The 9,493-nt window shown below is 46.7% G+C and carries 7 protein-coding genes; 6 read left to right on the forward strand and 1 reads right to left on the reverse strand.

All coding sequences use genetic code 11. The annotated features are described in order from the left end of the window. The first annotated feature begins 67 nt into the window (after positions 1 to 67). The 4 genes from BN35_RS08605 (at position 68) to BN35_RS08620 (ending at position 7,917) form a co-directional block, all read left to right on the forward strand. Positions 68 to 4,573 (forward strand): DUF2958 domain-containing protein, encoded by a 4,506-nt coding sequence (locus BN35_RS08605; protein WP_028901316.1) that lies wholly within the window; start codon positions 68 to 70, stop codon positions 4,571 to 4,573. Between the two features lie 264 nt (positions 4,574 to 4,837). Further along, on the forward strand, positions 4,838 to 6,091 hold the full coding sequence (locus BN35_RS08610; protein WP_025072618.1) for a site-specific integrase: 1,254 nt from the start codon (positions 4,838 to 4,840) through the stop codon (positions 6,089 to 6,091). A 13-nt stretch (positions 6,092 to 6,104) separates the two neighbouring features. Next, positions 6,105 to 7,370 (forward strand): site-specific integrase, encoded by a 1,266-nt coding sequence (locus tag BN35_RS08615; RefSeq protein ID WP_044071394.1) that lies wholly within the window; start codon positions 6,105 to 6,107, stop codon positions 7,368 to 7,370. Positions 7,371 to 7,431: 61 nt separating this feature from the next. Continuing rightward, on the forward strand, positions 7,432 to 7,917 hold the full coding sequence (locus BN35_RS08620) for a DUF1896 domain-containing protein (protein ID WP_025073274.1): 486 nt from the start codon (positions 7,432 to 7,434) through the stop codon (positions 7,915 to 7,917). Positions 7,918 to 7,977: 60 nt separating this feature from the next. On the opposite strand, the gene BN35_RS13820 is transcribed toward BN35_RS08620, so the two are convergent. Then, a complete protein-coding gene (locus BN35_RS13820; protein ID WP_165444218.1) occupies positions 7,978 to 8,151 on the reverse strand; it encodes a hypothetical protein in 174 nt (57 codons plus the stop codon). Positions 8,152 to 8,648: 497 nt separating this feature from the next. On the opposite strand from BN35_RS13820, the gene BN35_RS08625 reads away from it, so the two are divergent. Both BN35_RS08625 and BN35_RS08630 read left to right on the forward strand, forming a co-directional pair. Beyond that, positions 8,649 to 8,918: a helix-turn-helix domain-containing protein gene (locus BN35_RS08625; RefSeq protein ID WP_028901319.1), complete on the forward strand. Its 270-nt coding sequence runs from the start codon at positions 8,649 to 8,651 to the stop codon at positions 8,916 to 8,918. A 20-nt stretch (positions 8,919 to 8,938) separates the two neighbouring features. Further along, a complete protein-coding gene (locus BN35_RS08630) occupies positions 8,939 to 9,250 on the forward strand; it encodes a helix-turn-helix domain-containing protein (protein ID WP_044071396.1) in 312 nt (103 codons plus the stop codon). Positions 9,251 to 9,493: the final 243 nt, after the last annotated feature.

Raw genomic sequence — 9,493 nt, forward strand, 5'->3', positions numbered from 1 at the left:
AACAGGTCGGAAGGTGATATACTGTTATCTTCCGACCTTTTTCCTCCTTAATTAAAAAGAAAAAACTATGGCATACAATAAGAAAAACGTCCTTGAAGCCAACACGGAAGCCATCCGTATAGTCCTTCGCTTGGAGAAAGAACGCCGTGAAGCCACCGAAACAGAAAAAGGAATATTGCATGGCTATCAGGGCTTCGGTGGTTTGAAATGCGTGCTGAACCGATGTGACAGCCCCGATGACCTCCGCTATTGGAGCCAGTCGGAGCAACAACTCTTCGAGCCTACCCAAAGGCTCAAACAGATGATTTACCGTGATGCCATTGATGCCAATACTGCCAAGCGGTACTGGGAGAGCATCAAGGCAAGCGTACTCACGTCTTTCTATACTGATACCCGTATCGTTGCCGCCATTTCCGATGCGCTTACTTCTGTAGATGTACCCATACGTCGCTGCTTGGACCCTTCGGCAGGCATGGGAGCCTTTACCGAGACTTTTGCTAAAAGGGCTGGAATGGTCGATGCAATGGAGAAAGACCTGCTTACAGCCCGTATCTCACAAGCCATTCATCCTTATGGGCATGGCAATATCATTGTCCGCCAAGAACCCTTTGAAGCCATCGCGGAGTTGGAAGATAAGGACAAATACGACCTTATTACAAGTAACATTCCTTTCGGGGATTTCATGGTCTATGACCGAGAGTACAGTAGAGGTAAGGATACACTAAAGCGCGAGTCCACACGTGCCATCCACAATTACTTCTTCGTGAAAGGTCTGGACTGCATCAAGGAAGGTGGCTTGCTGGCATTCATCACCTCGCAGGGTGTATTGGACAGTCCCCGCAATGAAGCCATACGTCGTTATCTGATGCAGAACAGCCGACTAATCTCTGCTTTACGCCTGCCATCGGGTATGTTTTCAGATAATGCAGGAACGGACGTAGGCAGTGACCTCATCGTCTTGCAGAAGCAGACAGGTAAAGAAATCAGCGAGGGGATTGAGCAGCAGTTCATAGAAACGGTTTCCGTTCCCAAGGAAGAAGGCTCTTCTGTCGTCTTCAAGCATAACTCTCTTTTTGTAGGAGATTGGAAAGACATTTCTCATCGCACCATTGCCACAGAGCGCATAATGGGTACAGACCCTTATGGAAGACCTGCATGGGAGTATCGCTTCGATGGTGGCATTGACGATATGGCGGAGAGTATCAGGACACAGCTCTCCTTGGAAGTTGAGCAACGCTTTAACCGCAAACTCTATGAAACAGGCATACCTATGACGGAGGAGGAACGGCAGAAAGAAGCCGTAAAACAACTGAGAAAGTTAGGTATAACGGTAAATTTACCCAAAGAGGATCCCAAAGTGCACAAGGAGGCAGAGAATGCCTATAATCTGATGCCCGACAGCATCAGAAAGCGACTACCTAAACTGTACAGCACAGAGAAAGGATTGATAGGCGATAAGGTCGCCTACGCACGTTATTTCTTCCCGATGGGAGCTTACACGGCTTATCTTTTGGAGTACGACCCTAAGAGCCGTATAGGTTTCGGTGCTGTCACGATGGGCTACGGTTGGGAGTTGGGCAATATGTCGCTTGACGAGATGGAGGAAGTGAAGATTCATGGGCTGGGCATCGAGCGCGACCTGTACTTTACGCCCAAGAAACTGCACGAGATAGCCGAACTAGAAGAAATCGTCAGGGGACAATATACCAAAGAAGAAGTGGTGACAGAGGAAATCAAGGAAAAGGCTGCACCCGAAGTTCAGACTTCGACAATGGAAGATAACCTTTCCACGGAAGAACCCAAAGAGGAAGTTCAAGTTGAAAAAATCAGTGAGCAAGTTGATAAAACGGGCGGTGAGCAGACAGTACAGATACAAGAGGCAGGCTCTACTATTGAAGAATCAGCCCCAGAGGGAGTACCTGTGCTTAACCTTCACCGCCAATATGAGCAGGAAGTGGAAGAAATCCGCACCGATGTGGAAGCCCCACGGGAGATGAACGGGCAGACTGTCTATTTCGATGATGACCACCACCCGGTGATGGACAGCATGGACGAGCGACAGGAAACGGAGCAGCCTTCACTATTCGCTCCGGAGGAATACAGTCTCTGGACACAGGAAGTAAAGCGCGTGAACGGCGAGATTAAGGAAGCCCCTAAACCACAGGTTCAGACAGTCCAAAAGCATCCAGAAAACAAAGTAGGAAAGGAGAACAAGGAAACACACTCGACTGTCACTCCGGGGCGTAAAACCAAAAGAAAGGGCAATAATAAGACTGCCTCCCCTTCATACCTTGAGCCATCCCTCTTTGACTTTATGAACGAAGCCGAAGAGCGGAAGCCACAACCGATAACAGAGGTTAAGAAAGAGTTTGACGCTTCACCACGCCCTTTTCTATCATTGCCGGACTCTCACCTGAGAGATGGTTCCATTGTCGTGCAGAAAGGGCAGGTCGGCTTTCTTTCTGACTTAAGGCGACATCCAACCTTTAATCCGATGGACTTGCCGTATGCCCAGCTTTCCCGACTAAAAAGCTATATCGAGATACGGGAGTGCTATCATCGTCTCTATGACTACGAGGCGGAGAACCATGCAGAAGACAAGGAGGATCGCAGCAGACTCAACCACCTATATGATGACTATGTTGCACGCTGGGGCTACTTTAACCAGAAAGCGAACACCGACATCATCAAGATGGATGCTACAGGTGTGGAAATGCTTTTCTTGGAACGGTCCGAAAACGGCAGGTACGTCAAGGCGGACATCTTTGACCATCCTACGGCATTTTCTACCACGGAACTGACCGTTGCCGCAGACCCAATGGAGGCACTGGGTGCATCGCTCAACAAGTATGGTACGGTGGAACTTGATTACATGAGTTCCCTTTTACCTGATATGGAGGAAAGCGACATCATTTCTTCCTTGGAAGGTCGCATCTATTTCAATCCCGAAGAAAACGCATACGAGGTGGCGGACAAGTTCATTTCGGGCAATGTAATAGAAAAGGCGGAGCGTATCGAGTCGTGGCTCTTGGACCATCCCAACCACGAAGAAGCAAAGCAGAGCCTTGCTGCCCTACGTGCAGCCACGCCAACCCCCATTCCATTTGCAGACCTTGACTTCAATCTCGGTGAACGCTGGATACCTGCTAAAGTCTATGGTAGGTTTGCCTCAGAGTTCTTCGAGACAGATATTAACGTATCCTACCATTCCAACATGGACGAGTACAGCATTGTCTGCGACCAAAAGAATGCTAATATCTGGCACAAGTATGCCGTACAGGGAGAGTTCCGCCGCTATGACGGCATCAATCTCCTGAAGCACGCCCTGCACAATACCATTCCCGACATCAACAAGAGCAAGGAGGTGACAGATAAGGTTACGGGAGAGACTAAGACCATCAAAGTAAGGGACGGACATGCCATACAGATGGCAAATGCCAAGATTGAAGAAATCAGACAGGGCTTTGTCGATTGGCTCGGACGCACACCTGATACCTTCAAACAGCAACTCTCCGACAGGTACAACCGCCTTTTCAACTGTTTTGTGCGACCCAACTTTGACGGTACGCACCAGACGTTTCCCGACCTTGACCTCAGACGATTGGGCATTGCCGACCTTTACAAGAGTCAGAAGGATGCCGTGTGGATGCTCAAAACCAATGGCGGTGGTATTTGCGACCACGAGGTGGGAGCGGGCAAGACACTTATCATGTGTACGGCAGCCTATGAGATGAAGCGGTTAGGACTTGCTAACAAGCCGATGATTATCGGACTGAAGGCAAATGTATTCGATATTGCCGATACCTTTCGCAAGGCTTATCCCAATGCAAGGATTCTCTATCCGGGCAAGAACGATTTCAGCAAGCAGAACCGCCAGCGCATCTTTAATGACATCAAAAACAACGACTGGGATTGTATCATACTCACGCACGAGCAGTTCGGCATGATACCGCAAGCTTTGGAGATACAGGAGGCTATCCTGCAGAAGGAGATGGACTCTGTGGAAGAAAACCTTGAAGTCCTACGTATGCAGGGAGCGGAGATTTCCCGTGGGATGCTCAAAGGATTAGAAAAACGCAAGCAGACGCTTGATGCCAAGTTACAGAACATACAGGACAGCATCGCTGAGCGCAAGGACGATGCCGTAGATTTCAAGATGATGGGTATTGACCACCTCTTTGTCGACGAATCGCATCAATTCAAAAACCTGATGTTCAACACCCGCCACGACAGGGTGTCGGGCTTGGGCAATCCTGATGGTTCACAGCGTGCCTTAAACATGCTCTTTGCTATTCGTACCATACAGGAGCGTTCCGGCAAGGACTTGGGGGCAACGTTTCTTTCGGGAACGACCATTTCCAATAGTCTGACGGAACTGTATCTTCTGTTCAAGTATCTGCGCCCGCAGGCTTTGGAGAAGCAGGGTATCAACAGTTTTGATGCTTGGGCAGCAGTCTTTGCCAAGAAATCGACCGACTATGAGTTCTCCATCACCAATGAGATTATCCAGAAAGAGCGGTTCCGCACCTTCATCAAGGTGCCGGAGCTGGCTGCCTTTTATGCGGAAGTATAGGAATTGAAAGCAAGAAAAGGAGAAAAATGTGTATCTGATTGAAACACAAGATATATTGCCTGCTTTCTCATTGGGTTGCATCAAGGTAAATAGGCGAAAAAAGGAGTGAAAAAGCAAGAGTTCAGTTACCAAATCGTTCGAGAAACGATGAAAGGAAAAGAACGGCTAAAAGTGGTAACTAAAACGGTGTTTTCTCTTTCATTATCAACGTTTTGCATCGCTCTAAGTTCCTCTGAGATGTATAATTTTACAAGCAAAAAAACAATGGAAAAAGAAAAAATCAAGCTGCTTTTCTACCTCAAAAGAGGTACGCAGGACAAAAACGGAAAAAGTCCCATCATGGGACGCATCAGTATCGGTCGCTCAATGGTTCAGTTCAGTTGCAAATGTGCCTGTACGCCAAAAATTTGGGATAGTCGTAAACAGCGACTTGTAGGAAAGAGTTCCGAAGCCGTATCAGTGAACAGGGAACTTGACCGACTGCAAGTAAGTGTCCATCAAGTTTATGAATCGCTTTCGGGCAAGTTGAACAACACTGTCACGGCAGGGAAGATAAGGGAACTTGTATTCGGGTTAAACAGCGAATCGCAGGGGCTGCTTCATCATGCGGACGAGTATATTGACCACTTCCGTGAGCGAGTTGGCATAGACCGCAGCGAAAGAAGACTGAAATGTCTGCTGCTCTTCCGCAAGCATCTGTCTGAATTTTTGAGATGTCGCTACCATGTGGACGATATTCCCGTGCAAAAAGTCGATACAGCCCTTATCAAGGACTTGGAGGAGTATTTTGCCAAAGAAAAGGGTTTTAAACTCAACACTTCGGCTGGTTATCTTACTATGCTGGCATCCGTGCTCAAAGACCTGCACAAACGGCACATCATAGACACCTATCCTTTTATCGGTCATTCCATCCGCTGGGACGTTGGAACACCCCGATACATTACAAGGGAGGAAGTAAACCGAATAGCTGCATTAAGTGAGAAAGAATTGCAAGGCTACGAGCAGGTGTCGAGGGATATGTTTCTCTTTTCATGCTATACAGGGCTTTCCTACACGGATGTGTACCACCTCACGGCAGAGCATATCATCCACGAGTCTGATATGGATTGGATACGCAAGCCGAGAGTGAAGACGGGCAATGTATGCCACATTCCACTATTACCCGAAGCATCCGCCATCATTGAGCGGTACAGGGGCATTAATACGAGGGCGTTCCGCCACGAACCCCCAAAAGGGTATCTGCTGCCCATACCAGGCTGCGACACTGTAAATATCCATCTCAAGAAGATAGCACGGCTTTGCGGTATTCAGAAAACGCTGACCTATCACATGGCAAGGCATACCTTCGCATCGCAGATGACGCTTTCAGAAGGCGTGTCCATCGAAAGCGTATCTAAAATGCTCGGACACAGCCAAATAAAAACCACACAAGTGTATGCAGAGACTTCACCAGAGCGTGTCTTTCGGGATGTGGAGAAGATTCTCCCTCTCATCGCACAATATCGTTTAATCAACTAAAAGTCCAAGAACAATGAAAAGTACATTTTCAATTCTATTCTATATAGACAGAAGCAAAACAAGCGAAAGGAATGAATGCATTATACGCTGCCGTATCACCTGCAATGGTGCGTCTTCTTCATTCTCAACAGGTTTGTACACCTCTCCCAATGATTGGCAATCAAAGAAAGGGCGCATAAAAGTGGTGGCAAACAGAGCGAATGCCGTCAATCTGCAACTGAACTCAATAAAAGAACGACTTCACGCACTCTATGAACTCACGTTAAGAGAAGAGAACTACATTACGGCAGAATATCTCAAAGAGCAGTACCAGCACCAAAACAAGCCCACCCCGACACTCATAGAGATTTACCAATCCGTCTGTGAAAGTAAGGAGGCATTGCAGGGTAAGACGATAGGAAAGGCTACCGTCAGGGCTTTTAGGGACAGCAGGAAGAACTTTGTTCAATTTCTGAAAACAAGGGGAAACGGGGACTGTCTTCCCAAAGAGGCAGACAAGGACCTCATAGAACATTACCGCCTATTTATGCTGCGGGACTTGGGAAACAAGGAAAGCACTGTTTCCAATCGTCTGCGCCACCTGCATCAAGTCATCCGAAAAGCACTGCAAGAGCGATATATCCGTGAAGACCCTTTTGAGCAGATAGACATTGAAACGCCCACCTACGAGCGCAATGCCCTCACTTCTGACGATTTACACAAACTTCTCTCATATCGCCCACACCGCTCGGTGGACAACCATTGCAGGCTCATCTTCCTCTTGGGCTGTTTCACGGGGTTAGCTTTTTCTGATTTAAAGAAACTCCGAATGGACGATGTTTACACACTTGACGATGGGCGCAGGTACATATCGCTCTGTCGCACAAAGACACAGAACAGGAGCATTGTTCCTTTATTGCCCATTGCCGAAGAGATACTCACCATTGTCAGCGACGGACGAAAGGAGGGTTTGCTCTTTCGTGAGTTCCCCACGAATAGCCATTTCAACCGCAAGATAAGGGACATCATCATCAAGGCTGGACTCCCATCTCATACCGAAGCCACCTCGCACACGGCACGACATACCTTTGCCACAACCATCTGCTTGGAGAACGGCTTGCCGATAGAAACCGTCAGTAAGATGCTCGGACACCGTTTCATTTCCACCACCGAACTTTACGCAAAGGTCAGCAAGAGTAAAATTGCCCGTGAGATGCAGCCACTCATGGGCAGCAATACCACAAGGGAACTGCGAAAGGCTTTGCGTGTCTGTCCGCCAAGAAAGCCAAGCATAATATAAAATGATTTTTCTTAGACCGTTAAAAAACCATCATTAAGTATCAACACTAAATAAGGACAAAATGAAAAAGAACAAAAAGCTGGAACTTTCCTACTTTCGGTTGAAATTAAGAAGTTATATGAGTGAGCATCACCCTGAAAGATTGCACGACACAGAGTTTATCACTGCACGGGCAGACATGGCTCTAACTGCTTACTGCGATGCAGTGGCACAAGGTTTTTCGCACCTCGAAGCAGAGAGCATAGCAAGTGAGGTATTGTATTATGGCTTGCACTTTTCCAAGTACGACACGCTTGTTTCTGTCTTGGAGAACGAGTTTGAGAGGGAACTGCCTGCTCCGCTCCCTGAGAAACTTGCACCCATACTGTTGTCGAACAAGGCTATTCAAGCCACATTCGACAAGTTCGGTTTGACGGACACATTTGCCGCAAGCGAACAATACGACCGTCTTTACACCGAACTCACAGGCACGATTGTGCTGCTCATCGAGAGCAACAACCTGCCAACGGTCAAACTGGCGGAGGAAGCAAGCCCAAAGGCGTTGTAGGCAAAAGCAGACGCAAAGCCCCTGAAGCCGTTTCTTATCGTGCAAAGGTACAACGGCAGCCTATCTGCCCTGACAAGGTCGAGTCCTGCGGATGGAGAGAAGAATCTCCACCGCAGGATTTTTCTTTTTCAAGGCGGTACTACAATTCTCAATATCCGTGCGGTCGTATTTATCTCTCCCAACCTTGCAGGGCAGGGCTGCCGTAGAGAGATAGGCACGACAAGAATACGGCATACTCAGGCTCTTTGGACGCAAAAGCGAATTATAGAAACAATAGTTAGAACTAACGATTGTCTTGACAATCTTATTATATGACAAGCCTTTTTTTGTACAACTTATTGTCTGTACAATTTGTTGTCATAACAATTTGTTGTCATAACAATTTGTTGTCATAACAATTTATTGTCAAGACTATCTGTTGTCAAGACAAACTATCGTCAAAACAAACTATTGATAGTTCGACATCTCGATTTGTCGAACTATCGAACTGTCGATAGACCAACAAATATGCAATAAAAGGAAAGAGCCGGCACCTCATCTCATTACCGCAATAACGCTGAGGAATTTTCTCGTGGTTTTTTCTCTTGTTTTCCTAACATTTCCCTGCTTTTCCTCATTTCTTGCAGCGGTGCTTCCGAGGGTTTACTTTTGCACTCGATAAGTACGGCAATGGACTGCATAACAGTTTGTTTGCCGAGCAACAACAAAGTAATCAAAACAAAATTAAGGCAATGAAACTCATTATTATCGACCGCAAAGCGTGGGAGCGACACCACTCCGAATTTGCAGACTTTATCCACAGTATCGAACAACTTATCGGCAATCCGCCCGAAACGGACGAATGGCTCGACAATGAAGCCGTATGCCGCAGGCTCGGCATCAGCAAACGCACCCTGCAATCCTATCGCGATACGGGTAAAATACCCTTCTCCATCATTGGGCATAAATGCTATTATAAGGAGAGCGACATCGCAGAGTTACTGAATGCAAACAATGAATGAAATCAAACACAGAATGAACTATGGAAGAGAAAGAAATCATTACACAGCAAGACCCTCAAATGCAGATGTTTGCACAGTTGATGGAGGGAATATTGAAGAAACTGAAGCGTTATTGTTCTACAGCCCGTCCGATGCTGGGCGGAGAGGTTTACCTCACTGGCGAGGAGGTTTGTAGCCAATTACGGCTCAGCACACGTACGCTCCAAGAGTACAGAAATGCAGGAATACTTCCTTTCTACAAAATCGGAGGGAAGATACTTTACAAACAGAGCGACATACAAACAATGCTTGAAAGGCATTATAATCCAATACCGCAAACAGATAAGTTATGAGTTAAGTTAAGAAATCAGTTGCGACTTAAGTCGAATGGTCAGTTATGACTTTGGTCAAAAAATTAGTTTCGACCTAAGTCAAAATTAACTTTAGTAAAAAATATGTCAGCTCATAAAGTCAGTAAGTCAAGAAATTAGTCTAAACTTATCTCTTGACTTACTTTTTGAACTTTGAACTCTCGTCTATCAAAAGCACCCCAGAAAGGTTACTTTATGGAACATAACAAACTATCTCTTTCTTTT

Origin of the sequence: Hoylesella timonensis 4401737 = DSM 22865 = JCM 15640 (assembly GCF_000455445.1) — a bacterium.
In the GTDB taxonomy this organism is placed as follows: Bacteria; Bacteroidota; Bacteroidia; order Bacteroidales; family Bacteroidaceae; genus Prevotella; species Prevotella timonensis.